The organism is Streptomyces sp. NPDC006743, assembly GCF_040703815.1.
Lineage (GTDB): Bacteria > Actinomycetota > Actinomycetes > Streptomycetales > Streptomycetaceae > Streptomyces.
In genome coordinates this window covers 196,621-222,072 of sequence record NZ_JBEYJA010000001.1, presented here as the reverse complement: position 1 = coordinate 222,072, position 25,452 = coordinate 196,621, and the positions used below count along the sequence as shown (strand labels likewise).

The 25,452-nt window shown below is 73.6% G+C and carries 20 protein-coding genes; 13 read left to right on the top strand and 7 right to left on the bottom strand.

What is annotated here, in order from left to right:
• Positions 1-152 precede the first annotated feature (152 nt).
• Together ABZ719_RS00880 and ABZ719_RS00875 are read left to right on the top strand one after the other, a co-directional pair.
• Complete coding sequence (locus ABZ719_RS00880) at positions 153-887, top strand: DUF4097 family beta strand repeat-containing protein (protein WP_366723108.1); 735 nt, start codon at positions 153-155, stop codon at positions 885-887.
• A 141-nt stretch (positions 888-1,028) separates the two neighbouring features.
• Positions 1,029-1,364: a hypothetical protein gene (locus ABZ719_RS00875; protein WP_366723107.1), complete on the top strand. Its 336-nt coding sequence runs from the start codon at positions 1,029-1,031 to the stop codon at positions 1,362-1,364.
• An 18-nt stretch (positions 1,365-1,382) separates the two neighbouring features.
• Here ABZ719_RS00875 and ABZ719_RS00870 read toward each other — a convergent pair whose 3' ends face one another.
• Positions 1,383-2,216: a helix-turn-helix transcriptional regulator gene (locus tag ABZ719_RS00870; protein ID WP_366723106.1), complete on the bottom strand. Its 834-nt coding sequence runs from the start codon at positions 2,214-2,216 to the stop codon at positions 1,383-1,385.
• Between the two features lie 103 nt (positions 2,217-2,319).
• Here ABZ719_RS00870 and ABZ719_RS00865 point away from each other — a divergent pair, with 103 nt between their 5' ends.
• A complete protein-coding gene (locus tag ABZ719_RS00865) occupies positions 2,320-3,537 on the top strand; it encodes an MFS transporter (protein ID WP_366723105.1) in 1,218 nt (405 codons plus the stop codon).
• Positions 3,538-3,664: 127 nt separating this feature from the next.
• On the opposite strand, the gene ABZ719_RS00860 is transcribed toward ABZ719_RS00865, so the two are convergent.
• From ABZ719_RS00860 to ABZ719_RS00845, 4 genes are all read right to left on the bottom strand, one after another.
• Positions 3,665-5,797, bottom strand: a complete 2,133-nt coding sequence (locus tag ABZ719_RS00860; protein ID WP_366723104.1) for an FG-GAP-like repeat-containing protein — start codon at positions 5,795-5,797, stop codon at positions 3,665-3,667.
• Between the two features lie 808 nt (positions 5,798-6,605).
• Positions 6,606-8,060: a lanthionine synthetase C family protein gene (locus ABZ719_RS00855; RefSeq protein WP_366723103.1), complete on the bottom strand. Its 1,455-nt coding sequence runs from the start codon at positions 8,058-8,060 to the stop codon at positions 6,606-6,608.
• Positions 8,057-11,836 (bottom strand): lantibiotic dehydratase, encoded by a 3,780-nt coding sequence (locus ABZ719_RS00850; RefSeq protein WP_366723102.1) that lies wholly within the window; start codon positions 11,834-11,836, stop codon positions 8,057-8,059. Before ABZ719_RS00850 ends, ABZ719_RS00855 begins: the two co-directional genes overlap by 4 nt.
• Positions 11,837-11,946: 110 nt before the next feature.
• Positions 11,947-12,129, bottom strand: a complete 183-nt coding sequence (locus ABZ719_RS00845; protein WP_366723101.1) for a hypothetical protein — start codon at positions 12,127-12,129, stop codon at positions 11,947-11,949.
• Between the two features lie 362 nt (positions 12,130-12,491).
• On the opposite strand from ABZ719_RS00845, the gene ABZ719_RS00840 reads away from it, so the two are divergent.
• The 4 genes from ABZ719_RS00840 (at position 12,492) to ABZ719_RS00825 (ending at position 17,351) form a co-directional block, all read left to right on the top strand.
• Positions 12,492-13,694, top strand: a complete 1,203-nt coding sequence (locus tag ABZ719_RS00840) for a CapA family protein (protein WP_366723100.1) — start codon at positions 12,492-12,494, stop codon at positions 13,692-13,694.
• A gap of 244 nt (positions 13,695-13,938) precedes the next feature.
• On the top strand, positions 13,939-14,820 hold the full coding sequence (locus ABZ719_RS00835) for a ThiF family adenylyltransferase (RefSeq protein WP_366723099.1): 882 nt from the start codon (positions 13,939-13,941) through the stop codon (positions 14,818-14,820).
• Complete coding sequence (locus tag ABZ719_RS00830; RefSeq protein ID WP_366723098.1) at positions 14,817-15,815, top strand: hypothetical protein; 999 nt, start codon at positions 14,817-14,819, stop codon at positions 15,813-15,815. The genes ABZ719_RS00835 and ABZ719_RS00830 overlap by 4 nt, the downstream gene beginning before the upstream one ends.
• A 129-nt stretch (positions 15,816-15,944) precedes the next feature.
• Complete coding sequence (locus ABZ719_RS00825; RefSeq protein ID WP_366723097.1) at positions 15,945-17,351, top strand: FAD-linked oxidase C-terminal domain-containing protein; 1,407 nt, start codon at positions 15,945-15,947, stop codon at positions 17,349-17,351.
• 256 nt (positions 17,352-17,607) lie between these two features.
• On the opposite strand, the gene ABZ719_RS00820 is transcribed toward ABZ719_RS00825, so the two are convergent.
• The gene (locus ABZ719_RS00820; protein ID WP_366723096.1) at positions 17,608-18,378 is read right to left on the bottom strand and encodes a metalloregulator ArsR/SmtB family transcription factor; all 771 of its coding nucleotides are present in this window, start codon (positions 18,376-18,378) and stop codon (positions 17,608-17,610) included.
• Between the two features lie 297 nt (positions 18,379-18,675).
• Between ABZ719_RS00820 and ABZ719_RS00815 the strand changes: the two genes are divergently transcribed.
• From ABZ719_RS00815 to ABZ719_RS00795, 5 genes are all read left to right on the top strand, one after another.
• Positions 18,676-19,089: a RidA family protein gene (locus ABZ719_RS00815; RefSeq protein ID WP_051813452.1), complete on the top strand. Its 414-nt coding sequence runs from the start codon at positions 18,676-18,678 to the stop codon at positions 19,087-19,089.
• 32 nt (positions 19,090-19,121) lie between these two features.
• Positions 19,122-20,552 carry an MFS transporter gene (locus ABZ719_RS00810; RefSeq protein WP_366723095.1) on the top strand — a complete coding sequence of 477 codons (1,431 nt, stop codon included), beginning with the start codon at positions 19,122-19,124 and terminating at the stop codon, positions 20,550-20,552.
• 156 nt (positions 20,553-20,708) lie between these two features.
• On the top strand, positions 20,709-21,185 hold the full coding sequence (locus ABZ719_RS00805) for a hypothetical protein (protein ID WP_366723094.1): 477 nt from the start codon (positions 20,709-20,711) through the stop codon (positions 21,183-21,185).
• Positions 21,186-21,475: 290 nt separating this feature from the next.
• On the top strand, positions 21,476-21,955 hold the full coding sequence (locus ABZ719_RS00800) for a hypothetical protein (RefSeq protein ID WP_366723093.1): 480 nt from the start codon (positions 21,476-21,478) through the stop codon (positions 21,953-21,955).
• The gene (locus ABZ719_RS00795; RefSeq protein WP_366723092.1) at positions 21,945-23,168 is read left to right on the top strand and encodes an MAB_1171c family putative transporter; all 1,224 of its coding nucleotides are present in this window, start codon (positions 21,945-21,947) and stop codon (positions 23,166-23,168) included. Before ABZ719_RS00800 ends, ABZ719_RS00795 begins: the two co-directional genes overlap by 11 nt.
• A gap of 160 nt (positions 23,169-23,328) precedes the next feature.
• Here ABZ719_RS00795 and ABZ719_RS00790 read toward each other — a convergent pair whose 3' ends face one another.
• The gene (locus tag ABZ719_RS00790; protein WP_366723091.1) at positions 23,329-24,120 is read right to left on the bottom strand and encodes a TioE family transcriptional regulator; all 792 of its coding nucleotides are present in this window, start codon (positions 24,118-24,120) and stop codon (positions 23,329-23,331) included.
• Positions 24,121-24,199: 79 nt separating this feature from the next.
• Between ABZ719_RS00790 and ABZ719_RS00785 the strand changes: the two genes are divergently transcribed.
• The gene (locus ABZ719_RS00785; protein WP_366723090.1) at positions 24,200-25,405 is read left to right on the top strand and encodes an erythromycin esterase family protein; all 1,206 of its coding nucleotides are present in this window, start codon (positions 24,200-24,202) and stop codon (positions 25,403-25,405) included.
• Positions 25,406-25,452: the final 47 nt, after the last annotated feature.

The following is a 25,452-nucleotide window of genomic DNA, read 5'->3' as shown; positions in this document are numbered from 1 at the left end:
ACGGAGACGCCGCTGCGTAGGATCGCGATGACCGAACACCGGTCGTCCGACACGGACGACCGGACATCATCCGATCCGGATGACCCGACGCCGGCCGTCCGATCAGGACGACCGGTCACCGGGCGTCCGACTCGCTCCGTACGGGGGATCTCATGCGACGCCGACCGGCACACGCCGTCACCGCGGTGGCCCTGGCCGCTCTCGCGGCAGGCGGGCTCTCCGCCTGCTCGGCCATCGGCCAGAAGAGTTTCGAGGACGAGGCCCAGGTGCCCCAGAAGGTCACCTCCGTCCGCCTCGACAACAGCGACGGCGGGGTGAAGGTGAGCACTTCGGCGGGCGTCTCCACCGTCACCGTGCACCGCCGGGTCTCCTACCGGGGCGACAAGCCGAAGGGCACGTCCGTCCGGGTCGCCGACGGCGTCCTGACCCTGTCCGGCTGCGGCGGTGACTGCGGCATCGACTACGTCGTGACCGTGCCCGCCGCGCTCCCGGTGAGCGGGGGAACGTCCAACGGCGGCCTCACCCTGACCGGCATGAGCGCGGTCGACGTGCACACGAGCAACGGCCGGATCACGGTGGACGGCGCGAGCGGTCCGGTGAAGCTGCTGACGTCCAACGGTGAGGTCCGTGTCAAGGGCACCAGGGGCGGCGTGGACGCACGAGCGTCCAACGGCGGGGTGACGATCGAGACGGCCACCCCGCAGAACATCAGGGCCCGCACGACGAACGGCAGCCTCAGCGTCACCGTCCCGTCCGCCAAGTACCAGGTGAAGGCGGACAGTTCGCACGGCGAGCGGAAGGTCGCCTTCGCCGACGACCCGTCGGCCACGTACCGCCTGGACCTGTCGACGACGAACGGCGACCTGACGGTGAAACAGGCCGGTTAGCGGGCCGGCCGAACGGACGGACGCGGGTACGGCCGGCCGCAGGGCCGGCCCGGACGGTCACGGACGACGATCCCTCGTCCAGCCTCTGGAGATGCTCAAGTCGCTTGCCGCGGGGCGCGCGTGGCGGGCACGGTGAAGCGCATGGCAGCACTCACGGGACTGAACAAGAAGCACGACTTCGTGCTGGTCATCAGGGACGCCGACGTGGTCGGGGCGGCACTGCGCCAGGCACTGGCCGAGGCCTCGCCCGAAGAGCGTCCGGGACTGGAACGCGCCGCCGCGCTCGTACGGTCCACCGCCGCCGCCACCGAGGGCGCACTGCGCGCCGACTGGGTCCGTTCCCGGCTGGCCGAGGCCGGCTTCACCGGGGACATCGGCTCGATCGCGGCCCTGAAGGCGCTGCGGCAGGCGGAGCCGAGGCTGAGCCTGCTGGCGGCGGTGCGCCTGCAGAAGGACGCCGTCGGCCACCCGGCGTGACCCGCGTCCGGACCACGGCTACAGCAGCGCCGCCTGCGGGGACTCCTCCACCAGACGGGCCAGCGCCCGCTCGTCCGCCTCGGACGCGGGCATGAACACCACCAGATGCTGGCCCGGCGCCTCCGCCACGTCCAGCTTCGTGTAGTTCAGGTCCAGCCGCCCGGCCGCCGGATGGCTGAAGCGCTTCATGGTCGGCCGGAACGCCCGTACCGGATGCTCGGACCACAGCGCGCGGAACTGGCTGCTGGACGTGGTCAGGGTCTCGATGAGCGCGGCGGTCCGCGGGTCGTCGGGCTGCCGGCCGACGGCGATGCGGAACTGGCCCAGGATGTCGCGGACCTCGTTCTGCCAGTCGACCAGGAGCGACTGCATCTGCGGGCGGGTGAACAGCAGCCAGATGCTGTTGCGTTCCTCCTGCGGCAGCTGTTCCAGGCCGCCCACCAGGGAGGCGTAGGCGCGATTGGCGGCCAGCACGTCCCAGCGGTCGTTGATGACGTGCGCCGGGTTGGGGTCGAGCGTCTCCACCAGCTTGCGCAGGGTCGGGTTGACCACCGCGGGCTCGGGCCGCTCGGCGGGCAGGGCCGTCTCCGCGAGCGTGAACAGGTGCCGTCGCTCGGCCGGGGTCAGCTGGAGCGTCTGGGCGAGGGCTTCGAGGACCTGCCGGCTCACCCGGATGTCCCGGCCCTGCTCCAGCCACGTGTACCAGGTCAGGCTCACCCCGGAGAGCTGCGCGACCTCCTCGCGGCGCAGGCCCGGCGTGCGGCGCCGGGGCCCGGGGTTCAGCCCCAGCTGTTCGGGGGAGAGCGACTCCCGCCGGGATCTCAGGAACGCCGCCAGAAGCTCTCGCTGCATGCCGGCCATCAAAGCATCCCCCTCCGGGCGGTGTCCTGGTGCTCATTACACCAGCATGATTGGCCCTCTGTACCCCCTTCGCGCGAGGCGCCACTCTCTTGGTGTGACCACAAAATCGACCACCACGGGAACGAACAGCCCCACCGCCGCGCCGGCCTCCGCAGCCGCCTGGGGAAAGCCCGTCGCCGTCCTCGCCCTCGGCTCCTTCGCCATGGGAACGGACTCCTTCGTCCTGGCCGGCATCCTGCCCCAGATCGCGGGCGGCCTGCACGTCTCGACCGGCGAGGCCGGGCAGACCATCACCGCGTTCGCCCTGACCTACGGCCTGGCGGCGCCCTTCCTGGCCGTCCTGACCAGCCGGCTGCCGCGCAAGCCCCTGCTGGCCGTCGCGCTCGCCCTGTTCGTCCTCGCCAACCTCGCCTCCGCCGCCGCACCCAACCTGCCGCTGCTGCTGGTGGCACGGGTCGTCGCCGGCCTGGGCGCGGCCCTGTACACGCCGAACGCCTCCGCGGCGGCCGCGGCGCTCGCCGGGCCCGCCGCCCGCGGACGGGCCCTGTCGGTGATCCTGGGCGGCCTGACCGTCGGCACCGTCTTCGGCGTCCCCGTCGGTACCGCCATCGGACAGCACGTGTCCTGGGAGGCCAGCCTCGTCTTCGTCGCCGCCGTCGGCGCACTGGCACTGCTCGGCGTCCTGGTGGTGCTGCCCGGCCTGCCGATCCCGCCGGCGATCCCCCTCGCCCAGCGCTTCGCCGTCCTGGCCAACCGCCGGGTCGTGACCATGGTGGTGTTCATGCTCCTGGCCAGCGGCGCCAGCATCATGGTCTACACCTACACCGCGACCGTGCTCGCCGAGATCGCCGGCATCCACGGCACGGCACTCGCCGCGGCACTGCTCGCCTGGGGCTTCGGCGGCATCTTCGGCTCCTTCGGCAGCGGCTTCCTCACCGACCGCCTGGGCGCCAAACGCACCCTCACCTGCGCCGTAGCCCTGCTCATCGGCACCCTCGCCCTGCTGACGGTCTGCACCTCGCTCGTGCCCGTCATCATCGTGATGGCCCTCAACGGGGCCGCCGGCTGGGCGGTGGCCACTCCGAACAACCACCGGCTGACCGAGCTGGTGCCGACGCTGCCCAGCGTCGTCATCTCCTTCAACTCCTCCGGCATCTACCTCGGTCAGGCGCTCGGCGCGGCCCTCGGCGGCATCCTGGTCGACCACGACATCTCCGCCCGCGCCCTGTGCCTGACCGGTGTCGGCATCGCGGTGGTGGCCGGTGTGGTGCACGTCCTGATCCCCCGCCAGGTTCCGGAGCCCCGGAACTGACGGCCGCCCTGGGCGTCCACGCGAAGGAAAGGGCCTCTCGCGGCTCGGCGGACCCGGTGGCCGCGAACCGCGAGAGGCCCTCGTCGTCATGAGGCGGGCCGGCCGGCCCGCCCGCCGACGGCCCCGGTCAGGAGGGGCTGTTGTAGCGCTCGATCATGTGGACGCGGCTGAAGGTCCAGTTGCCCTTCGCCGCCGACCAGCTGCCGGCCGGGCCGTTGAGGGTGCCGTCGGCCTTGGCGGTCCAGGTGATGGTCTTGACGCTGCCGTCGGAGTAGCCGTAGAAGGTGGCCAGGTCGTCGCGGCCGTCACCGTTGTAGTCACCGGTCACGAGCTGCATGTTCTCGCGGTAGTAGTTGCCCGCCGGCGTGGACCACAGCTCGGTGCGGTTGCCGAACACGCCGTCCGCGCCGCTGGGGGTGAACCCGATCAGCTTGTCGCTGCCGTCGGCGTAGTCGTACCAGGCGGCGACGTTGTCACGGCCGTCGCCGTCGAAGTCCCCGGAGACGAGGGTGGCGCGGGCGAACTCCCAGCCGGTGGGCGAGTTCCAGCCCGCCACCGGGTCGGCGAACCCGCCGTCGGGCTTGGCCGGGAAGGTGAAGAGCTTGACCTCGCCGGTGGCGTAGCCGTAGAGCGCTGCGAGGTCGTCGCGGCCGTCGCCGTTGTAGTCACCCGTGGTGAACTTCATGTGGGTGACGTCCCAGTTGCCGCTGGCGCGGTCGAACGAGGTGAAGGGGTTGGCGAAGCCGCCGTCGGGCCGGGCCAGGAAGGTGTGCAGCGTGTCGTGGCCGTCGGCGTAGTCGTACCAGACGGCCACGTCGTCGCGGCCGTCGCCGTTGAAGTCACCCGAGTTGACGGTCATCCGGGAGAAGGTCCAGCCGGAGGTGACCTTCCAGGAGTGCAGGGGTCCGGCGAAGGTGCCGTCTCCCTTGCCGAGCCAGGTGATCAGGCCGACCTCGCCCGTCGAGTAGCCGTAGAAGGTGGCCACGTCCGCGATGCCGTCGCCGTTGAAGTCGCCGGTGAAGCGCTTCATGTTCTCGGCGTAGTAGTTGCCGGCCGCGGTCGACCAGGCCTCGGCCGGGCTGCCGAAACCGCCGTCCGCCTTCGCCGGGAACGTGTGCACCGAGTCGTGGCCGTCGGCGTAGTCGTACCAGTCGGCCATGTCGCTGCGGCCGTCGCCGTTGTAGTCGTGGCGGACCGTCGTGCCCGCCGCCCACTGCGCCTCGCCCTTGGCGTTGCGCAGCACGAGGTTGCCGCGGTCCTGGAGGACGAGCGAGCCGCCGGCGGCGCTGGTGCCGGTCTGCCACAGGACGGTGGTCCCGTCGCTGTCGACCACGGCCAGGTTGCCGTTCGCGTCCAGCCGCGCCCGGGCGCCGGGGTGACCGCCGGTCTTCGTCGACCAGCGGGTCTGCCCCGAGTCGGAGACGACGACCAGGTTGCCGTCGTCCTGCATGGTCAGGCGGGCGGAGTTCGACGTCAGGGTGTCCCCGGGCAGCAGGACGCCGCCGGAGGCGAGGACGTTGCCGCGGGCCACGTCGTCCAGGCGGGTGGAGACGGCGCCGTTGCGGGTCTCGGCCGGGTCGGTGCCGAAGCAGCCGCCCTGCCAGGACTGGCTGCTGACGGCGACCAGTTCCGTCTTCCCGTCCTTCTGGCGAACGACCGGGCCGCCCGCGTCACCGGCGCAGACGGCGTCCGCCGCGGTCTTGCCGTGCAGGGCGAGCGTGCCGCCGTTCACCGCGTCGACGCTGAAGGTCCCGGTGTGCAGCTTGAGCGGGGCCCACTCGTCCTTGGTCCGGCCGAAACCGGCCACCGTGACCTCGTCACCGGCGGCCGGCGGGGTCGTGGCGAGCGCCACCGGGGTGATGCCGGTGGCCGGCGAGGCCAGGCGCGCCAGGACCAGGTCGCGGTCGCCGCGCGGGACCAGTTCGACGACCTCACGGACCTGACCGGCGTTGCTGGTCAGGTCCGTGCGGCCTATGGTGGCCGTCGTCTTCAGCTTCGGCTTGCCCGTGGGTACCTGGGCGGCGCCGTCCTCGGCGAAGCAGTGCGCGGAGGCGGCCAGCCACTGCGGGGCCACCAGCGCCGCCGAGCAGGCACGCTGCCCGTCGCCGATGTCCAGGCGGGCGGCGAAGGCGAAACCGTTGTCGGTGACCGCGGGGCCGGTGACGGCATGCGCTCCCGACACGGTCAGACAGCCCGCCGCGAGGGCGGCGGCGGCCAGCAGGCCGGCGCTCCTCGCGGAGGTCGAGCGGGATCTTGACACGATGAACCTCTCCCGTTGGGGTCGCGGTGCGCGGGTCGGCTCCGGCCCGTGCACTGGGACAGGCTGGGGGACCGGCCGCGCGAGAAGGAGGACGAGGGCGGACCCGGCCCGGGGCGCCCGGTCGGGGCGGCGGGCCGGGCGGGCAGTCAGCCGGTGACGCGGAGGCCGGCGACGCCGGGGCCGGGCTTCCGCCCGGCGGTGCCCGCAGCGGTGGGACCGGCCGCCGTGACGCTCCGGGCCGATGCCCCGGCACCGGCGCTCGCAGCGGTCCCCGCCGGACGCTCCGTCAGGAAACGGGGTGTGTTGAGCAGTTGTGCCCCAGAAGCACGGCGAACACGGCGTATCGCCATGTGTTTCCCTTCTCGAAACCGAGGGGGAGCCGAGCGCCCCCACGCTGTCCAGGCCCAAGAGCCCCTCGTCCGGCGAAAGTAAAGCACATGTAAGGGTCCCGTGAACGGAGTCCCATACCCTTTCACCAGCACAGACATGACCATCGCGCGGCCACGAGCGAGCAGTTGGAGACCGCGCCCGCCCGCCTGCCCGCCGTCCCGCCTGCCCGCCGTCCCGCCTGCCCGCCGTCCCGCCTGCCCGCCGTCCCGCTGTCCCGGCGCGACGGCGGAATGCCTGCGCCTGCCGCGGCGAGCGCCGGGTTCCCCTCTGCCACGCGCCCCCTCCCGCCTGCTCACCGGGCCCGCCGCGGCTCGTCAGCTCGTCAACGCCCAGTCCCGCCGCGGTTCGTCAGCTCGTCAACGGGTCAGTCCCGCCGCGGTTCGTCAGCTCGTCAACGTGTCAGTCCCGCCGTGGTTCGTCAGCTCGTCAGCAGGGCCGCGTCCCAGGTGGGTGAGGTGGGTGAGGTGGGTGAGGTGGGTGAGGTGGGGGTGCGAGGAGGCTGCGCGTAGGTGGCGAGGGCGAGCGCGACGCCGGTGGCGCCGTCGAGCAGGGCGCAACTGTCCAGGTGCGCCGGGGGAGTGGTGCCCTGGACCGGACGCCGGTAGCCGAAGGCGGCCCCGGGCGAGAAGGCGGCCAGGAGCGCGTCGGCCAGGCGGTCGGCGCCGGTCCACAGGTCCGGGTCGCCGGTGGCGGCGGCCATCAGTGTGGTGGCGTGCAGGATCCCGGCCAGACCGTGGCACAGGCCCGGATCGTCGTCGGGGACGAGTTCGCCGGGCGAGCTGTGCAGCAGGCCCCGCAGCGCGTGGGCGGCCGTCCGGACGACCGCCGGGTCCGAAAGGGCCCGGCCCGCGAGGTGCAGGGCCCCGGCGATGCCGGAGGTGCCGTAGCACCAGCCGGGCCGGATACGGGCGGGACGCGCCGGTCGGGTCGCGGCGGGCCGCCGTGGGCGTCCGGTAGGGCCTGCGGTCTGCTCCTCGTAGGAGATCCGGCCCGGCCACTGCGGTGCGCCCCCGGGGCCGCGGTGGGTGTGGCCGGCGAGCCAGTCGACCACGCGCCGTATCGCCTCCGCGTCGCCCGGTACTCCGCGGCCGGACAGTCTGGCCAGGGACAGCAGCGCGAGCGGGCCGCAGATGCCGTGCGCGGCGCCGGTGTTGAAGTCCCCGCGCGGGAAGGTCTCCCGGTCGCGGGGCACCAGGTAGTGCTCCGGGGAGCACCACCAGCCGGGCACCGCGACGCCGTCCACCTCGGTCGGCCGCGTCAGCTCGACCAGGTGGGTGAGGACGTCGGCGAGGACCCGGGCGGCTCCGGCATGGCCCGTGTCGGCGGCCAGCAGCAGGATCCGGCCGTGCCGGGCGAGGCCGGTGATCGCGTCGTAGTGGTGGTAGGCCTGTCCGCCACCGCCACCGCCACCGCCACCGCCGTCACCGCCTCCGGTGTGCAGGCCGGTGGCGGCCCGCGACCGGGCCGTACGGGCGGCGAGTGCGGCGGTGTGCGCGTCCATGGCCTGGGCCGCCGGTCCGGCGCCGGTACCCGTGTGCCGCAGGTACAGGAGGAGGGGCAGGACCAGGTCGCCCGCCGAGGCGGCGCCGGCGCCCGTGCAGGCCGCGGCCGCCGCTCGGAGGTGGGCGCGGGCGGCGGCGAGCGCGTCCGGATCCTGCTGGGCGCAGCGCAGTTGCAGCAGACTGACCCCGCTGTGACCGAGGAGTACGGAGGAGGCCTGCCAGGCGGGGAGCATCAGCTCCGCGGGCAGCCGGGCCAGACCCGCCCGCGTCACGGTCGCGGCGTGGGCCGGGTCGCGCAGGGCGCGGGCGACCCGGTGGGCGGTGTCGAGCGCCGGTCCGCTGAGGCGGGGTGCGGGGTGGGGCGGGGTCATCGGCCGTGCCGGGCGCGGTCGAGGCGCAGGCGCAGGCTCTCGCGGGCCGTGGCGTGAGCCCGCAGGTCCCTGCCGCGGTCGGTGCCGAGAAGCCGGTTGCAGTGCAGGTGGGCCAGGCTCAGGGCGACGGACGCCCGGCTGTGTGGTGGGAGCACCGCGCGCAGGCGGTCCAGCGCGGCGGAGCGGGCGCGCCACGCCGGCGGTGCCTGCGGTTCCCCGGTCGGCGTCAGGGCGGATGCCACGGCCTGCTTGTCCGTGCGGGGGACGTCGGGGCGGCGGGCCAGGACCTCCGGGCCGCTCAGCCACTCCAGTGCCTCCCCCGGCGTGCCCAGGCAGGTGAGGATGTGCAGGATTCCGCGGGCGGCGTCGGACTCCGCGGCCGGTGTGGAGAGTTGACCGAGGACGGTCGCGCTGTCGGCCGCGAAGACCCGTTCCGCCTCCGGGAGGGCCCGCGGACCGCCGTAGCGTTCGGTCTCGGGTTCGTACGTGTCGAGCACGACACGGTCCATGAGCCCGGACTCGCGCAGGGACCCGGTCCAGTCGCGCAGTGCGGGCAGGAAGACCGGCCACAGCCCCTGGGGCGTGCCGTGGACGCGCAGGCGCAGGTGCGGGTCCGGGTCCGCGTAGCGGAGGAAGAACCACCGGTCGGCGCCCGCCTCGTCGAGCAGGTCCGGACGCAGCAGGGCGGGCAGGTGCCGGGCGAGGACGTCGCGTTGCAGGGCCGCGGGCACGTACAGCTTGGCGTAGAGCCACTCCCCGCCCGGCAGTTCGGCACGGCGGCCGGTCGGAGGAGGGAGGAACCGACCGGTGGCCGGGGGCCGGACGACCCGATCGGCGGCCGGGTGATGGACGGCGTGATGGGCGGCCGGCGGGGCCGGTGGCGCCGCGGCGGACAGCCGGTGTTCCGGTGCGGTGGACCCGGCTTCCGGTGCGGGAGGCCGGGGTTGGGGCGCGGTGGGCCGGGGCTCCGGATGGGGGCGGCGGGCGAACAGCGGCAGGATCAGTTCGGCCGCGTGCGTTCCGTCCGGGCCCTGGAGCCAGCGGCAGCCGGCGGGACCGCCGTACCACTCCGTCATCGTCGCCGGTACGGGCCGCCGCAGTTCCTCGTGCAGCAGGAGCAGATGCAGCGGGTCGTCCAGGTCCAGGGTCAGGCGGTGGTCGGCCCGGGTGAGCCGCAGGTGGCGGGGGACGCCCCACTGTTCGCGCCAGCGGGCGACCTCGCGGTGCCAGCGCCCGCCTGTGCCCTCGTTCCGGCGGGCGGCCTCGCGCAGCGCCCGGTCGGGCAGCCAGCGCGCCGGGGACAGGACGGTCCGTCCGTGGCGGACGCGCGGCAGGGCCGGTGCCTGCGCCCACGGGCCCCAGTCCCAGGGAGCGCACCAGCCGCGCCCCTCGTGGCCGAGGTCCAGCAGGAAGCGGGCGGTGCCGGGCACATGGCCGGAGGCCGGGTTGAGCATGGAGTACGACACCGGCCGTACGAGGGTGCCGGTCGGCGTGTGGACCAGGCGCAGGCGCTCCGTGTCGGCGTACACGGCCAGGTCCTCCAGCCGCAGGTCACTGACCTGGTCCGCCGCCGCGGGGCCGACGCCGAGGGGAATGCGGTGCGGCAGCCACTGGGGGACGGCGGTGACGTTGGCGGACCGGACGACTCGCGGGCGGTAGGCGACGACCGCGGGTGTCTCGGGCACGGGCTCGTGACGGGCGGTGGTCGCCTCGCCGTGCAGGACGGTGTGCCGCACGGCCGGTTCTCCGCCGTCGAGGACGGGGACGAAGCGGCCGGAGGTGGCACCGGCGCGGGGGGAGCCCGTGGGGGCGCCGAGCACCAGGGTGAACCGGCCCGCGCACAGTTCGTCCCAGCCGGTGGCCGCCACCTCAGCCCCCAACTCAAGCGAGGGCGGGAGCCGGTGGGGTGGTTCGGGGGCCAGCGCGGTGACCGTGGCGTCGTCGAGCAGGATCTCACCGGACCCCGAACGGACCGCCGTCAGCAGGAGTTCGGCGAGTACGCCCTGCCGGGTGCCCGCGCCGCGGGCGGCCGGGCCCCGCGCGAGGAAGTCGCGGGCAGCCGGTTCGGCCGGTCCGGCCAGTCCGCGCTGTCCGCCCCGGTTGTCCTGCTCGCCTTGTGCGCGCTGTCCGCCCTGGCTGTCCTGCCCGCCTTGTTCGGCCGGTCCGTTCGGATCCCCGCGCTCGTCGGCGCCCGCGCGGTAGACGGCGGGCAGGCCGAGTCCGCGTGCCTCGTCGAGGAGTTCGCGGACCGGTACGGCGCGGTCGGTGCCGTAGCGCTCCAGGAACCGCCGGTGGTACGGCCGCAGAGCGGGCGTGCCGGGCGCGTGCCGGGTGAGCCGCCACAGGACGCTCGCCGCGCGCTCGGCCTCCTCTCCCACCGAGGTCGGCAGCACCAGCCGTGCGTCGAAGGCGAGGTCGCACTGCACCAGGTGCCCGGACGGCGCGAGAGCGCGCATGCGCTCGGTCACCTCGGCCAGTCGCGGCCCGCGCGCGGTGAGCGGTGCGGCGTCCAGTGCGCGCAGCGCGCCGCGTACCCCGGCCAGGGCCTCGGCGTGGGGGTGGCCCGAGCCGTCGAGGCGCTCCAGGACGTGGTCGAGCGGGGTGAGGCAGTCGGGCGGCGGAACCAGGTCGCAGAGCAGGAAGCGCCCTGCCACGAGCCGGCCGACGAGGTGGCCGACCTCCTCGCGCGTGGCCTGCGGGAAGGCCTCCTGAAGCCGCTGGACGAGTGCGGGGAAGGCGATGGGTTCGGCGGCGTACCGCAGCACGCTGCCGACGAGCCGGGTGTGGCGCACGGAGTGGACGCGGCGCCGGACGCCGTCCGCGTCGTGGTGGTCGACCAGGACGACCCTGCCGTCGCGGACGACGTGGAGGGGATCGGCGACCAGCCGCGAGCGGGCGACGAGGCCGGGGTGGTCGAGCAGGCCGTCCAGGACGGTGTCGAGCCAGGCGGCGTCGGGCCGGCTGACGGTGCGGTGGGCGGCACCGACCGCGCGGTGGGGCGCCGCGCCGAGGGAGGCGGCCGCTACACCGGCGAACAGGCCGAAGGGCGTGGGGCGGTGGGTCATGCGCAGGTGGTACTTGAGTGCGGAGAGCAGGGTCCGCCGCAGCCTGCGGGGTGTGACCGCCCTGGACGCCTCCACGTCCGGCGCGGACGTCTTCCGTCCGGCTGTCTCGGGTCCGGCTGTCTCGTGTCCGTTTGTCTCGCGGCGGGTTGTGTTCCGTCCGGCTGTCTCGTGTCCGTTTGTCTCGCGGCGGGTTGTGTTCCGTCCGGCCGTCTCGCATCCGGCCGTGTCCCGTCCCGCCGGAGCCGGACCCGCCGTGTCCCGTACCGCCTGCGTCGGACCCGCAGTCATCCGTCCTGCCTGCGTCGGATCCACCGTCATCCGTCCTGCCTGCGTCGGATCCGCCGTCACCCGCCCTGCCGACGCCGGAGCCGCTGTCTCCTGCCCCGTCGGCCTCGGCCCTGTCGCCCCCCGCTCCGGTGCCGGGTCTGCGGTCTCGGGCGTCCCCGTCGCCGGGGCCGCCGTCCGCTCCGCCGCGTACTTCACCAGGTCGTCGGCGAGGCTCGGGCTGGCCAGCCGGACCGCCGCGGTGAAGAGCGGGTCGGCGGCCAGCCGTGCGAGCCGCGCACGCAGGGCGGCGGGGTCGTCCAGGTCGTCGAGGTCCCCGGGGGCCGGCTCCGCGCGGAGGTCTTCCCGGAGCGAACCGGGCAGCGGGAGCGCCGCGGCACGCAGCAGGACACTGCTGCCTGCCGCGAACACGTGGGTGTCGTCCATGGACGGGCCTGCCTCCATCCTGGCCTGGTCGGGGAACCACCGCCGGCCCGGCGGGAGGGACCGGCACCGGTGTCCGGCATCAGCCCTCCCGCCGGACTCACCACGGGGGTTCAGCAGTTGTAGTAGGTGGGCGGGCAGGCCAGGCAGGTACCCGTGCCGGTGAAGGTCGCGGGGTGCGGTCCGGGCCCGGCCACGTCCTCCGCCTCCACGTCCAGCCGCAGGTCGATGTCGAGGTCGAGGTCCAGGTCGAGGTCCCGGTCCAGGGCGGGCTCGGGGCTCACGGTGCGGGCCATGTCGTTTCCTTCCTGAGAGGTTCCCGAAGGTCTCGGATCGAGCGGCAGCGATGCTAGGAGCCTTCGGTTTCGGTTCCCGCCGAAGTGTGTTCCGTCCGCTGTCATGGATGCGTTTTGCGCCAAGTTCCCGGGAAGCGTCCGCTGTAGTTGTCAGCGACGGCCCAGCCGTGCTTATGCTCACCAACGGCACCATCCGCTGTAGCGAATGGCCGTCGAGTTCCTCGGCCGCTCGGGTCCACCGAGTCCGTCGAGCACATCGAGGCCGTCAAGTTCATCGCGTTCACCGAGTTCACCGAGTCCGTCCGGTACTCGCGAGCACTCAGCGAGTACCTGGCGAATGTCCAGCCAACACCCGAGCCGAAATGGTCAAGGGGGCCGTGCCGTTCATGGACGAGTTGCAGATCGTCGCCGTCGGGGACGTCTTCGTGCACCGGGAACGACCCGAGGAGGCGTTCCAGCACGTCAGCAGCGCCTTCCGGCAGGCGCACACGACGTTCGCGAACCTGGAGGGCGTCTACTGCACCACGCAGGAGCGCGCCCCCAGCGCGGGCGTCCCCGTCATCGCCGATCCCTCCCACGCGCGCGGTGTCGCCGGTGCCGGCGTCGACGTCGTCTCGCTCGCGAACAACCACAGCCTCGACGGGGGGACCCGCGCCCTCCTGGAGACCCGCGCGCTGATGCGGGGCTCAGGTGTGGCCACGGCGGGGGCCGGGGAGAACTGGGAGGACGCGCACCGGCCGGCCGTGCTCGACACCGGCCGGGGCCGCGTCGCCGTCCTCGCCTACGCCTCCGTCTTCCCCTGCGGGTACGAGGCCCGTCCCGGGGTTCCGGGACTCGCCCCGCTGCGGGCGAGCACCCTCTACACCCCGTGGGAGACCAACGAGTGGAATCCGGGGCTGCTGCCCCGGGTCACCACCGTGCCCGACGAGGGGGACATGGAGGCGCTGCGCGAGGACGTGGCGCGGGCCCGCGACCAGGCGGACGTGGTGCTCGCGAGCTTCCACTGGGGCGACTTCACCCGGCCCTACGTCCTCACCGATCACGAGACGCGCACCGCGCGCGCCGCCATCGACGCGGGCGCGGACGCGGTCCTGGGCCACCACCACCACCTCCTGCGCGGCATCGAGTTCCACCGCGGCCGGCCCATCTTCTACGGCCTGGGGCACTTCGCCTTCGACCTGCCCGGCCTGGAGGAACGGCTGCGGAAATCCGCCTACCTCGGCCGCGGTGACGCTCGGCTGCGCCGCGAAAGCGCCCGGCGTTTCGGCGAGTTCCGCATCGGCCCCCGTGAGGGGCACCCGCTGCTCCCCTTCCATCCCGACGGCCGGCTCACCGGCTTCGCCCTCATCGGGTGGGCCGACGGCTCGATCCGCGCCGGGTTCGCCCCGTGCGTCCTCGGCCCGGACAACAGTCCCCGCCCGGTGGCCGCCTCCACACCCGAGGGGAAGGAGGTCATCGACTACCTGGAGCGCGCCTGCGCGTACGAGGAACTGCCCACGCGCTTCGAGCGGGACGCCTACACCTTCCACGGCATCCACGTCACGGCCGTACGGCCCGGCGACTGACCGGCCGCGCCGCACACCTCGCGGCCTGAACGGCACACATCCCCCGCGCCGCGCACCTCGCCGACTGAACGGCACACACCAGCCGCGCCCGCACCCGGACCCGAACGGCACACACCAGGCACCACCACGTCCACACGGCACGGCACGGCACACCAGGCACGACACACCGGACACCAGGCACCGAACACCAGACACCAGACACCGAGCACCAGACACCAGGCACCAGACACCGGAAAGGTCATCCATGTCGGATCGCAAGCGCTACACCGCCACGGAAACCGGCGAGGACTACTACTGGCAGCGGGTCCGCCGCAACCTGGGCTGGCTGGGCAACACCCTGGAGGAGCAGAAGGAGCGCCAGCTCAAGCTGAAGAACGCCGTCATAGGCATCGCCGGCGTCGGCGGCATCGGCGGGGCCACGGCGGACCGTCTGGTCCGCATGGGTGTGCAGAACCTGAAGCTGGCCGACCCGGACACCTTCGAGGTCTCCAACATCAACCGCCAGTACGGCGCGAGCATAGACACCGTCGGCCGCAACAAGGCCGAGGTCGTCGCCGAGGCCGTCTACCGGACCACCCGCGACGTCAACATCGACGTGTATCCCGAGGGCATCACCGAGGACATCGTCGACGAGTTCTTCGAGGGCTGCGACTACGTCCTGGACAAGATCGAGATCTACGAGATCGAGGCCCGCTACACGCTGCACCGGGCCTTCCGCCGCTCCGAACGCTGCCGGTTCATGATGTGCACCCCCGTGTTCGGACACCGCACGTTCTTCTTCAAGTGGACGCGGGACTCCATGACGGCCGAGGAGTACTTCGGCGTGCCCGAGGGCGAGGAGATGAACGAGAAGAACGCCGAGCAGCTCATCAGCAGGTTCATCCCGGAGATGCCGGACTACCCGGACCGGTCCGTGCTGGACGACTGGTTCGTCAAGGAGCGCGAGTGCCCGATCTTCGCGGGCACCCCGCCGCTGGCCCAGGGCATGCTCGCCTCCCGGCTGGGACAGGCCATCACCGGTCTCGACGAGCTGCCCGGCTCCGTGCCGCTGCCCGTCATGCCCGGTTACGCGATGCTCGACACCCAGAAGTGGGTGGCGAAGACGGTGGAGGGCCAGTGGTGGTGACACAGCAGCTGATGTCCGCCCAGGCGCCGGCCGCGCCCCCCGCCACCGGCCTGCCGCGGCACGCCGTGTCCCTGTCCTCCTGGCGGCGCGCCGACTACGAGCGGGTGTGGGAGCGGGCCGAGTGGATGCTGGGCAGCTCCACGGAGACCCTGGCCCGCACGGCCCCCGGCGCACTCCTCGGCGTGCTCTTCTACCAGAACAGCACGCGCACCCGGCTCAGTTTCGAGGTGGCGGCCCGGCGCATCGGCGGCTCGTCCGTCGGCTTCTGCGACGTGACGACCACCCGGGCCGGCGACTTCTACCAGGAGTCCCTGGAGGACACCGTGCGCGTCATAGGCTCCTACGCCGACATCCTCGTGCTGCGGCACACCGACGACGACGCGGCGGAGCGGGCGGCTGCCGTGTCACCGGTGCCCGTCGTCAGCGCCGGCACCGGCGACCGCGAGCACCCGACCCAGGCCATGCTCGACCTGTGGGTGCTCCGCTCCAAGCTGGACAGCCTGACGGGCGTCACCGTGGGCTACGTCGGCGACCCGGCCTGCCGCTACGCCCGCTCGCTCGTGCACGGGCTCGCCACGTTCCACGCCGCGGGGATCGTCTTCCTCTCCCCGGACGGCACACAGGTCCCCGACGACGTGCGCGCCACCCTGGCCAGGGCCAGGATGACCTGGCGTACGGCGGGGTCGGCCGGCGAACTGCTGCGCGCCGTCGACGCGGTGACGATCATCCCGTTCGAGCTGTCCGACTTCCACGAGAGCGCCGTACGCTCCCACACCCGGTCGGTGCGGCTCGACCAGCGGTTCGTGTTCGACGCCGGGCTGCTCAGCCGGACGGGCACGGGGGTGCCGCTGATCCACACCGGGCCCCGCGGTCCGGAGCTGCCCCCGGAGACGGACGACCTGCCGAACGTGCACTATTTCGAGGGCGTCACCAAGGGTGTCCACCTCCGTGCGGCCCTGCTGGCCGAACTCCTCGCCGGTCACCGCCGCCGGTAGCGCGCCGCGGCCCGCACCGCCGGTACGGCTGCGGACCGCGACGGACCGCGACGGGCCGTGCCGGGGCAGCGTGCCCCGGCACGGCCCCACCGTTGTCTGCCACACCCCTCCCGAGGAGGAGAACTCGCCATGCCTGAAGACCCGTTGGGCGACACCCTCACGGCGGCTCTGCGCGCCCGCGTCCCGCAGTGCCGCGTCCTGACCGGCGCGGAGGTGACCGAGGGCCATCTGCACGACGAGGCGGCGGGAGCACCCTTCGGGCGGCCCCGGGCGGTGGCGCTGCCCCGGGACACCTCCCAGGTGTGCGCCGTCGTGCGCACCTGCGCCGAACTCGGTGTGCCGATCGTTCCGCGCGGGGCGGGCACGGGACTGTCCGGCGGGGCCAACGCCGTCGAGGGCTGTCTGGTGCTCGCCACCGAACGGATGGACCGGGTGCTCGCCGTCGACGTGGACGACCACACCGCGACCGTGCAGCCGGGCGTCGTCAACGACGACCTCAAGCGGGTCTGCGCCGAGCACGGCCTGTGGTACCCGCCCGACCCGGCGAGTTCCGCGTGGTCGACGATCGGCGGCAACGTCGCGACCAACGCCGGGGGCATCTGCTGCGTGAAGTACGGGGTCACCCGCGACTACGTCCTGGGCCTGGAGGCCGTCGTCGCCGACGGTACGGCGGTGCGGCTGGGCGGCCGGACGGTCAAGGGCGTGGCGGGGTACGACCTGCGCGGGCTGTTCACCGGCTCCGAGGGCACCCTCGGGGTGATCACCGAGGTGACGCTGCGGCTGCGGGCGCGCAGGCCCGAGCCGCCGGTGACGGTGGTCGGCTTCTTCGACGAGCTGACCGCGGCCGGGCGAGCCGTCGCGGCGGTCGCGGCCCGCGGACTGACCCCCGCCGCCCTCGAACTCGTCGACCGGCACTGCCTGCAGGCCGTGGACGAGTGGAAGCGCACGGGGCTGCAGCCCGGCGCCGCGGCCCTGCTGCTCGCCCGCAGCGACGCCGGCGGCGGTGCCGCCGAGGAGGAGGGCCGGGCCCTGCTCGACTGCTTCCGGAGCGCGGGCGCCACCTGGGCCGACGTGTCCACCGACCCGGTCGAGGCCGACGCCCTGTTCGAGGCCCGGCGTCTGGCGTACCCCGCTCTGGCGCGCCGCGGGCCCGTGCTCACCGAGGACGTGTGCGTGCCCCGCAGCCGCGTCCCCGAGATGCTGGAGCGCATCGCCGGGATCTCCGCCTCCCGGGGCGTCGCCGTGGCCAACATCGCGCACGCCGGGGACGGCAACCTGCACCCCCTGATCATCGTGCCCGGCCCCGGCGAGGCGGCCCTCGCCCGCGTGCACGGCGTCTTCGAGGAACTGATGGACGCGGCGCTCTCCCTGGGCGGCACCGTGACCGCCGAGCACGGCGTGGGCCTGCTCAAACGCGGCGGTCTGCGGCGCGAGTCGAGCACCGCCGCCCTCGCCCTGCAGCACGCCGTGAAACGCGCCCTCGACCCCAGCGGTCTGTTCAACCCCGGCAAGGTCCTGGCCCCGGACCGGCCGTGATCACCCGGCGCCGCGAGCTGGGAAACGCCCACACGGTGAGTACCCAGGGCGCGCCGTACGGCATGCACTGAGGACGCGCCCGTACGGCGTGTACTGAGCACATACCCGTACGGCATGCACCGAGGACGCGCCCCTACGGTGCGTGTCGAAGACGGACCCGCACCCGTGCCCCGGCCCCGGCGCAAGCGGACGCGACCACGGCGCAGGGGGCCGCGGCCGGTCCCCCGCGGGCCCGCCCTCGCCCGGGAACGCGTGCTCAGGCCGCCGCGCGGGTGCGCAGTTCCTGGAGGTCGAGGCCCAGCCAGTCGCGCAGGCCGCGGGCCCCTTCCTCGGGGACCCTGATCACCCGGCTGCCGGAGGCCCGGACGACCCAGCCCAGTTCCAGGAGCCGGTCGAGCAGCGCGGCGCCCACCGCGCCCGCGAGATGGTGGCGCTGCTCGGTCCAGTCGACGCAGTAGCGCACGGTCGGCCGGGTCGTCCGCGGCGGTTTCACCCCGACCTCGTCCAGGATCCGCCAGCCCTCCTCCGTGACCTCGTAGACGAGGTCCCAGCCCGGCGCGGACAGCCGGTCGCGCACCGAGCGGGCCGGGTCGTGCAGCCCGTCGCCGCCGACCAGGATCCGCCGCTCCAGCAGGGCCCGCATCACGCCGACCCCGAGGTGGCCCGCCAGATGGTCGTAACAGGTGCGGGCCAGGCGCAGGGAGGCGGCCCGTGTCCCGGACCGCAGGGACCGCGGGGTGAACGGGCGCGCCAGGTTGGCGAGGGACTCCAGCGCGTGGGCGACCTCCGCCGAGGCGAGGCTGTAATAGCGGTGGCGTCCCTGTCTGCGGACCGTCAGCAGTCCGCCGTCGACCAACTGGGCCAGATGGCCGCTGACCGTCGACGGCGCCACGCCGGCCTCCGCCGCGAGCATCGTCATCGGAAGCGCCCGCTGGTCCAGGAGGGCGAGCAGGATCCGGGCCCTGGTCTGGTCCCCGATGAGGGAGGCCGGAGTGAGGAAATTCGCGTCTCCCGCCAAGTCGCGCATGACTCTCCCGAACAGTCGGTGCCGTGGCCTTCTCGGATGTCCATGCTGTCACCGATCCGGACACGACCGAACCGCCGGAACGTTTCACGCGTCGATTTCGCGCCGCTTTCACCCCGCCCCGGCAGGCCCGCACGGGCCGGCGGCTGCCCCGCCGCAGTGCGCCGGACGGCCGCTGCCAGCACATTTCGACCTGGCCCGAAGCTTTACGGCACTAGATTGGCGAACGACCGCTTCCCCCTGGTGCGGACCGCCCCGGCACGCCGGGAAAGCGGGTCCGCGGGGTATCACCGTGATTTCGTGGAGGTGCTGATGGGCCGCGAGCTGATCGTCCGGGGAAAGGTGCCCGGCTACCGCTATTCGCCGGGTGTCGTAGTCGGCGACACCGCCTATCTGGCGGGCCATTTCGGCGTCGACGGCGACGGGAAACTGGTCGCGGACGAGGTGGCCGGACAGGGGCGCCGCGCACTGGAGAACCTGCGGTCCACCCTGGAGGCCGCCGGGATGGGCCTGGGGGACGTGGTGAGCATGCGGGTCTGGCTCACCACCTACGACGACATGCCGGCCTTCGACGCCGTGTACGGCGAGTTCTTCGAGACGGACCCGCCCGCCCGTACGGCCTTCATGGTGGAGCGGCTGCCGCTGGGCGCGGCCGTCGAACTCGACGCGATCGCCGTCCGCGACTCGGCCGAGGTGAAGGCACGACTGGCCTGATGCCGGGCCCGGAACGAAACGAAGGAACGTCGATGTCCCTGGACGACGTCAACCCTCCCGCCGCGGTCGCCACCGCGGACCCCCGGGCTCCGAAGACCGCGTCCCGGCTCCCGCTGGTCGCGCTCTGCCTGGGCTTCTTCATGGTCATGCTGGACGCGACGATCGTGACGGTCGCGCTGCCGCCCATCGGCAAGGACTTCGCCACCGGCGGAGACCTGACCGGCGCCCAGTGGGTCGCCGACGGCTACACCATCGTGTTCGCCGGGCTGCTGCTCTCGGCCGGCTCGGTCGGCGACCGGCTGGGCAGCAAACCGGTGTTCCAGGCCGGGCTCGGTCTGTTCGTGCTGACCTCCGTGGGCTGCGGCATCGCCCCGTCCCTGTGGTTCCTGGTGGTGATGCGCCTGCTCCAGGGGCTGTCCGCGGCGCTCGTCGTGCCCACCTCCCTGGCGCTCATCCACGCCTCCTACGACCGCAAGGAGGACCGTGCCCGCGCCATCGGGGTGTGGGGCGGCATCGGCGGCATCGCGGCGGCGTCCGGGCCGGTGCTCGGCGGCCTGCTCGTCTCGGCGTTCGGCTGGCGCTCGGTGTTCTACGTGAACCTCCCGTTCGGCCTGCTGGGACTGGTGCTGACGGCCCGTCACGTGATCGCGCCGAGGCCGCGCGGCGAACGCGGTCTGGACCTGCCCGCCCAGATCCTCGGCATCCTGGCCCTCGGCGCCCTGACCCTCGCCATCATCGAGGGCGGCCACCGCGGCTGGTCGACGCCGCTGGTCGTGGCCGCGTTCGTCCTGTTCGCCGTGTGCGGGGCGGCGTTCCTGCTGGTCGAGGGGCGCGTGAGTAATCCCATGCTGCCGCTCTCCCTGTTCCGCCACCCCTCCTTCTCCGGCGCCACGGCCGTGGGCCTGCTGCTCAACATCGGGTTCTACGGCCAGTTGTTCGTGGTCACCTTCTACTTCCAGCAGTACCGGCACTACGCCGTGCTGTGGGCCGGGCTCGCCATCCTGCCCCAGACCGCGATGGCCGGCCTCGCCTCCGCCCTCGGCGGACGGATGACGGCCCGGAGCGGCCCGCGCACCCCCATGACACTGGGGCTGCTGGTCGGCACCGCCGGCTTCTTCGCCCTGCTGGTCGCCGGGAGTTCGACCCCGTACTGGGTGCTGGTGCTGCCCCTGGCCGCGATCGGCTTCGGTACGGCGTTCACCATGCCCGCCGCCGTGGCCGCGGTCGTGGAATCGGCGCCGGCGGAGCGGTCCGGCGTGGCGTCGGGCGTGCTCAACGCCAGCCGCCAGGTGGGCAGCGCGGTCGGCGTCGCCCTGCTCGGCTCGCTCGTCGCCACCCAGGCGCACTTCGAGACCGGCATGCGCGTCGGATCCGTGATCAGCGGCTGCTGCTTCCTGGCGGGCGTCCTGGTCGCCGTCACCGCGGTGGGACGGGGACCCGGCAGGCAACCGGGCGCCGCCTGAACCCCGTTGGTGCCACTGGGGCCCCTGGCGCGGGGGAGACGGGTCTCACCGGCCGTCCTGTCCGCTGTCGCGGACCTTTCCCTCCGTCAGCCGGTAGCATCGACCGGTACAGCGGACGGTCCCGGCCGGGGCCGAGTCACCAGCGGAGGACGGCTGATGATGGAGAGCGACCTTCCCCGGGGCCAGGGCGGCCGGCCGCTGCTCGCCCGGTTCGACGAACGTCTGCGCGCCCTGATCGTCGCACTCTATCCGGATGAACGGCAGCGACCGGGGTACGCGAGACTCGCCGCCCAGATAAGACAGACCACGGGCGGCACGATCTCCGCGACCTACCTCTGGGAGCTGGCCACCGGCAAGAAACGCAACCTCACCCTGGAGCAACTCGACGTCCTCGCCCAGTTCTTCGGTGTCCCGCCGGAGTACTTCTTCGACGACGAGGCCGCCGAACGGGTCAGCGCGCAGCTCAAGCTCGCCTCCGCGCTGCGGGACGCGCGCGTGCGCAACCTGGCCCTGCGCGCCGACGGACTGTCCCCGCAGACCCTGGACGCCCTGCTCACGATGGTGAACGAGGCGCGCCGGATCCAGCAGCTCCCGGATGTCGCCGCACCGGGCGAGAACGAGCCGGACAGTTGACATCCCCGCGGCCGGGTCCGCGGGGGGACCCGCGTCCGGACCTGCGGCCGGACCCGCGTCCGCTCCGGCCGCGGCTGTCCGGGACCGGTGGCGGGGTGGCCGGATCCCACCGGGAGCGAAGATCACCCGGTTGACCCGGTTCGGTGTCGTGCCGAAGCATTTGCGGGTCCGGACGATTCGAAGAACGAGCGACTCGGAGAGTGCACCCTTCCCGTCACCGTCCCCCCACACGAGGCGAAGGCACCCGCATGCCGCACTACTTCAGTACACTCCGCCGCCGTTGTCAGGCAGTGGTCGACACCCTGGACCTCCCTCGGCCGTTCTCCGCCGACACCTTCTGCGCACACCTGTCCCGGCAACGCCGACGGCCCATCAACGTGCACGCCTTTCCCCCCGCCGCGCTGGGCAACTCGGCCTGCGGACTGTGGCTCGCCACCGAGACCGACGACCACATCTTCTTCGAGACGCGGACCACGCCGCTGCACCAAGAACACATCATCATGCACGAGATCGCCCATCTCCTCTTCGACCACGGTTCCTCCCCCGCCTCCCCGGAGGCCGGCCTCGCGGACGTGTTCACCGACCTGAGCCCGGGCACCGTGCGCCGGCTCCTGGGACGCACCAGCTACACCACGGTCCAGGAACAGGAGGCGGAGATGCTGGCGAGCCTCATCAAGACCGCCGCCGACCGGCCGCGCAGCTCGCCGTCGGCGGGTGTGCTGGGCAACCTCGAAGCCGCCCTGGGGGTCGGCGGTCCCCATGCGCGCTGATCTGGCCTCGGCCGCCGGCCTCGTCGAGGACGCGGGTGTGGCGGCCATCTGGATCGCGGTCCTGCTGCGGATACCGGCGGCCCGGCGCGACCGCCGGCAGCGCGGTCTGTGCCTGGCGGTCGCCGCCGCCGCAGCCGCCATGGCCCTGCGCCTGGGCCCCGTCGCCCGGGCCATCGACCTCGTCACCGGCGACCCGCGCGCCACTCAACTGGCCATGCACCTGCTGGGAGCACTGTCCGCCCTCGTCGTCCTCGACTTCCTGCTGACCGTGACGGGCGGCGGCCCACCGCGCCTCTGGCTGCACCTCGGCGGCGTGTTCTGCCTGCTGACGCTGCTGTACCTCGACGTCTCGGCACCCCCGCACAGCCAGGACGTCATCGGCCCGCACGGCGCGCCCGAGCCCTCCCTGGTCTTCTGGCTCACGCTGGTCTGCATGCACCTGGCGGCCGACGGCACCTGTGTCGTGGTGTGCCGGCGCTACAGCCGTCGCGGCAGCGCCGGGCCGTCCCGCACGAGCCTGGCGCTGTTCGGCCTGGGCACCGCCTTCGCCGGCCTGTTCTGGATCGCCGACCTGCTGTACATCCACGTGCGCTCCCCGTGGATCCCGGTCTGCCTCTCCGCGACGATGGGGCTGCACGGACTGCTGCGGGCCGCCTCGATCGCCGTCCCCACCCTGCTCGACGCCCGCCGGGCCGCCGGCGACATCAGGGTGCTGCGCCGACTGGACCCGCTGTGGCGGGACCTGATCGCCGCGGTGCCCTCCGTCGCCCTGTGCGCGCCGCGTCACCACCTCCTCGAGATCCTGTGGCCGCGTGGTCCCCGGGACCTGATCGTCTACCGGAAGATCGTGGAGATCCGCGACGCGATCCTCGTGCTGCGCGAGTACGTCCCCTCGGACGGGTTCGTGCCCGCCGGGGACCGCGAGCCACCGGCGGGTCCGGACGGTCGCCCGGCCGGTCCGGACGCCCGGCAGCTCGCCGCGCGCGGTGAGGACCGCGAGGCGGCCGCCGTCGCACGCATGCTGCACACCGCACGGCGTGCGAAACTGGCGGGCCGTCCGCGGCTCGCCCACTCCGCCCGGCTGCCGCAGCCCAGTTGCGCGGACGTGGCGGCGGAGACGGACTTCCTGACGCGGGTCGCCGACGCCTACCGTCGCCGCCCCCTGCCCCCGTACCCCCTGCCGGCCCGGACCGCGAGCCGCCCCGCCGCATGACGGCGACCGGAGGCGTCCGGACGCCTCCGGGACGCGTCCCGGCCTCCCCGCGCGGTGGCCTTCCGCGCCGCGCCTCCCCGCGCGGTGACCGTGCGCACCGGGCGCCTGCGAGCGGTGGCCTTCCGCACCGGGTGCGTCGCGCGGTGACCGTCCGCGCCTGTCATCCGCGCTCGCGCAGGTACGTCTCCAGCCCGGCGGCCCCGGCCAGCATCGCCCGTGCGCGGGCGGACAGCCGGCCGTGCCAGTCGCCGAGTGCGGCCTCCAACGGCTCGAGGCCGCCCGCGGCCCGCACCTGCGCGATCAGCCGCGCGATCTGCTCCAGCGGGCAGCCGCCCCGTCTGAGCTGACGCGCCAGCAGGGCGTCCCGTACGTCGGCGGCGTCGTAGACGCGGTACCCGGTCCGCGGGTCGCGGCGCGGGCGCACCAGCCCGGCCTGCTCCCAGGCCCGCAGCGTCGCGGGCCGGATCCCGAGTTTCCTCGCCAGCGGTCCGATGAACGTGCCGCCGGAGCCGGAACCCGAGCCGGGAGCGGAGGTGGAAGTGGAACCGGAACAAGAACCGGAAGCGGGCCCGGCCCCGGTCCCGGCTCCCGCCACCACGGCGGGGTCCAGATCGCGCAGGGCGCTCTCCACCGCCTCCAGGGTCCGGCGGTCCTCCAGGAGCTGGGCGTGGCTGACGTCGAGGAGACGCAACGCCTCGTCGACCGCCCCCTGGTGCACGGCGCGCAGGACCGACGCCGCCGTCCCGTGGCCGTGGCCGGGCACCAGCGCCAGGAACGCGCGCAGCGCCGCCGCGTGCAGCGGCGTGTAGACGCGGTAGCCGTGGGGTGTGCGGCCGGCGGCCGGAAGGATGCCTGCCTCCTCGTAGTTCCTGACCGCCTGGGTGGACAGCCCGTGCTCCCGTGCCAGATCGACCGGCCTGAGCCGACCCCCCGTTTGAAGGTTCCGCGCCATGTTTCGCGCCGTGCTCCTGCCGTTGCCGCGAGCGACTGAGAAAAGTCTCAAACGAAAGTTCAACGATAGCGTGGAAGCCATGGCAACCGACATCCAGGACACCGCCCATGCCGTCGACGCCGCCGCCGTCATGGCGCTGCTTCCGGCCCGGCCCCGGCTGCTCGCCCTCGGCGAGCCCGCCCACGGCCAGGACGCCCTGCTCGGCCTGCGCAACGACGTCTTCCGGCAACTCGTCGAGCAGGAGGGCTACCGGACCATCGCGATCGAGAGCGACTGCCTGAAGGGCCTGATCGTCGACGACTACGTCACCTCGGGCACGGGCTCTCTCGACGACGTCATGGAACGCGGCTTCAGCCACGAGTGGTTCAACGTCTGCGCGCCCAACCGGGAACTGGTGCGCTGGATGCGCGCCCACAACGAGGGCAGGCCCGCATCCGAGCGGGTCCGCTTCGCCGGTTTCGACGGCCCGCTGGAGATGACCGGCGCCGCGAGCCCCCGCGAGGCCCTCACCGCACTCCACGGCTACCTCCGCGCCCACCTGGACGCGGACCTGCTCCCGTGCACCGCGGAGACACTCGACCGGCTGCTCGGCGCCGACGACCGGTGGACCGACGCCGCCGTGATGACGGACCCGGCCCGGTCCGTGGGACGGTCGGCCGAGGCCGGCCGGCTGCGGCTGCTCGCCGACGACCTGGTCGCGCTGCTCGACGAGCAGACGCCGCACCTGCTCGCGGTCACCTCGCGCGACGAGTGGGACCGGGCCCGCCTGTACGGGCGCACCGCCACGGGCCTGCTGCGCTACCACTGGCGGACGGCCGACACCTCCCCGTCCCGCATGGCCCGGCTGTGCGCGCTGCGGGACGCGATGATGGCCCGCAACCTCCTCGCCCTCGCCGAACGGGGCCCCGTGCTCGTCCACGCCCACAACTCCCACCTCCAGCGCGAGAAGAGCACGGTGCGGATGTGGGAGGGGCCGATCGCATGGTGGAGCGCCGGCGCGCTGGCGGGTGCCCGGCTCGCGGAGCAGTACGCCTTCGTGGCCACCGCCCTCGGCACGCTCCGGGAGCAGGGGGTGGACGCACCGCCGCAGGACACCCTCGAAGGACTCCTGTACGCGCTCCCCGAGGACCGCTGCGTCATCGACACGCGGCGCCTGGCCGCCGTCCTGGGGGACAGCCGCCCGGTGCCTCGCCGGTCCCCGTGGTTCGGCTACGCCCCCTTCGACCCGGCCCACCTGGCGTCCACCGACGGCCTCGTGTTCGTCAAGGACGTATCGCGGTCATAGCGCGGGGCGGAAGCGGAAGAGTCATGGCGCGGGACGGAAGCGGAAGC

What these genes read in the sequence shown, in the direction of transcription:
- ABZ719_RS00880 (WP_366723108.1), top strand. Translation starts at nt 153, where the DNA reads ATGCGACGCCGACCGGCACACGCCGTCACCGCGGTGGCCCTGGCCGCT.
- ABZ719_RS00875 (WP_366723107.1), top strand. Translation starts at nt 1,029, where the DNA reads ATGGCAGCACTCACGGGACTGAACAAGAAGCACGACTTCGTGCTGGTC.
- ABZ719_RS00870 (WP_366723106.1), bottom strand. Translation starts at nt 2,216, where the DNA reads ATGCAGCGAGAGCTTCTGGCGGCGTTCCTGAGATCCCGGCGGGAGTCG.
- ABZ719_RS00855 (WP_366723103.1), bottom strand. Translation starts at nt 8,060, where the DNA reads ATGACCCCGCCCCACCCCGCACCCCGCCTCAGCGGACCGGCGCTCGAC.
- ABZ719_RS00850 (WP_366723102.1), bottom strand. Translation starts at nt 11,836, where the DNA reads ATGGACGACACCCACGTGTTCGCGGCAGGCAGCAGTGTCCTGCTGCGT.
- ABZ719_RS00845 (WP_366723101.1), bottom strand. Translation starts at nt 12,129, where the DNA reads ATGGCCCGCACCGTGAGCCCCGAGCCCGCCCTGGACCGGGACCTCGAC.
- ABZ719_RS00840 (WP_366723100.1), top strand. Translation starts at nt 12,492, where the DNA reads ATGGTCAAGGGGGCCGTGCCGTTCATGGACGAGTTGCAGATCGTCGCC.
- ABZ719_RS00835 (WP_366723099.1), top strand. Translation starts at nt 13,939, where the DNA reads ATGTCGGATCGCAAGCGCTACACCGCCACGGAAACCGGCGAGGACTAC.
- ABZ719_RS00825 (WP_366723097.1), top strand. Translation starts at nt 15,945, where the DNA reads ATGCCTGAAGACCCGTTGGGCGACACCCTCACGGCGGCTCTGCGCGCC.
- ABZ719_RS00820 (WP_366723096.1), bottom strand. Translation starts at nt 18,378, where the DNA reads ATGCGCGACTTGGCGGGAGACGCGAATTTCCTCACTCCGGCCTCCCTC.
- ABZ719_RS00810 (WP_366723095.1), top strand. Translation starts at nt 19,122, where the DNA reads ATGTCCCTGGACGACGTCAACCCTCCCGCCGCGGTCGCCACCGCGGAC.
- ABZ719_RS00805 (WP_366723094.1), top strand. Translation starts at nt 20,709, where the DNA reads ATGATGGAGAGCGACCTTCCCCGGGGCCAGGGCGGCCGGCCGCTGCTC.
- ABZ719_RS00795 (WP_366723092.1), top strand. Translation starts at nt 21,945, where the DNA reads ATGCGCGCTGATCTGGCCTCGGCCGCCGGCCTCGTCGAGGACGCGGGT.
- ABZ719_RS00790 (WP_366723091.1), bottom strand. Translation starts at nt 24,120, where the DNA reads ATGGCGCGGAACCTTCAAACGGGGGGTCGGCTCAGGCCGGTCGATCTG.
- ABZ719_RS00785 (WP_366723090.1), top strand. Translation starts at nt 24,200, where the DNA reads ATGGCAACCGACATCCAGGACACCGCCCATGCCGTCGACGCCGCCGCC.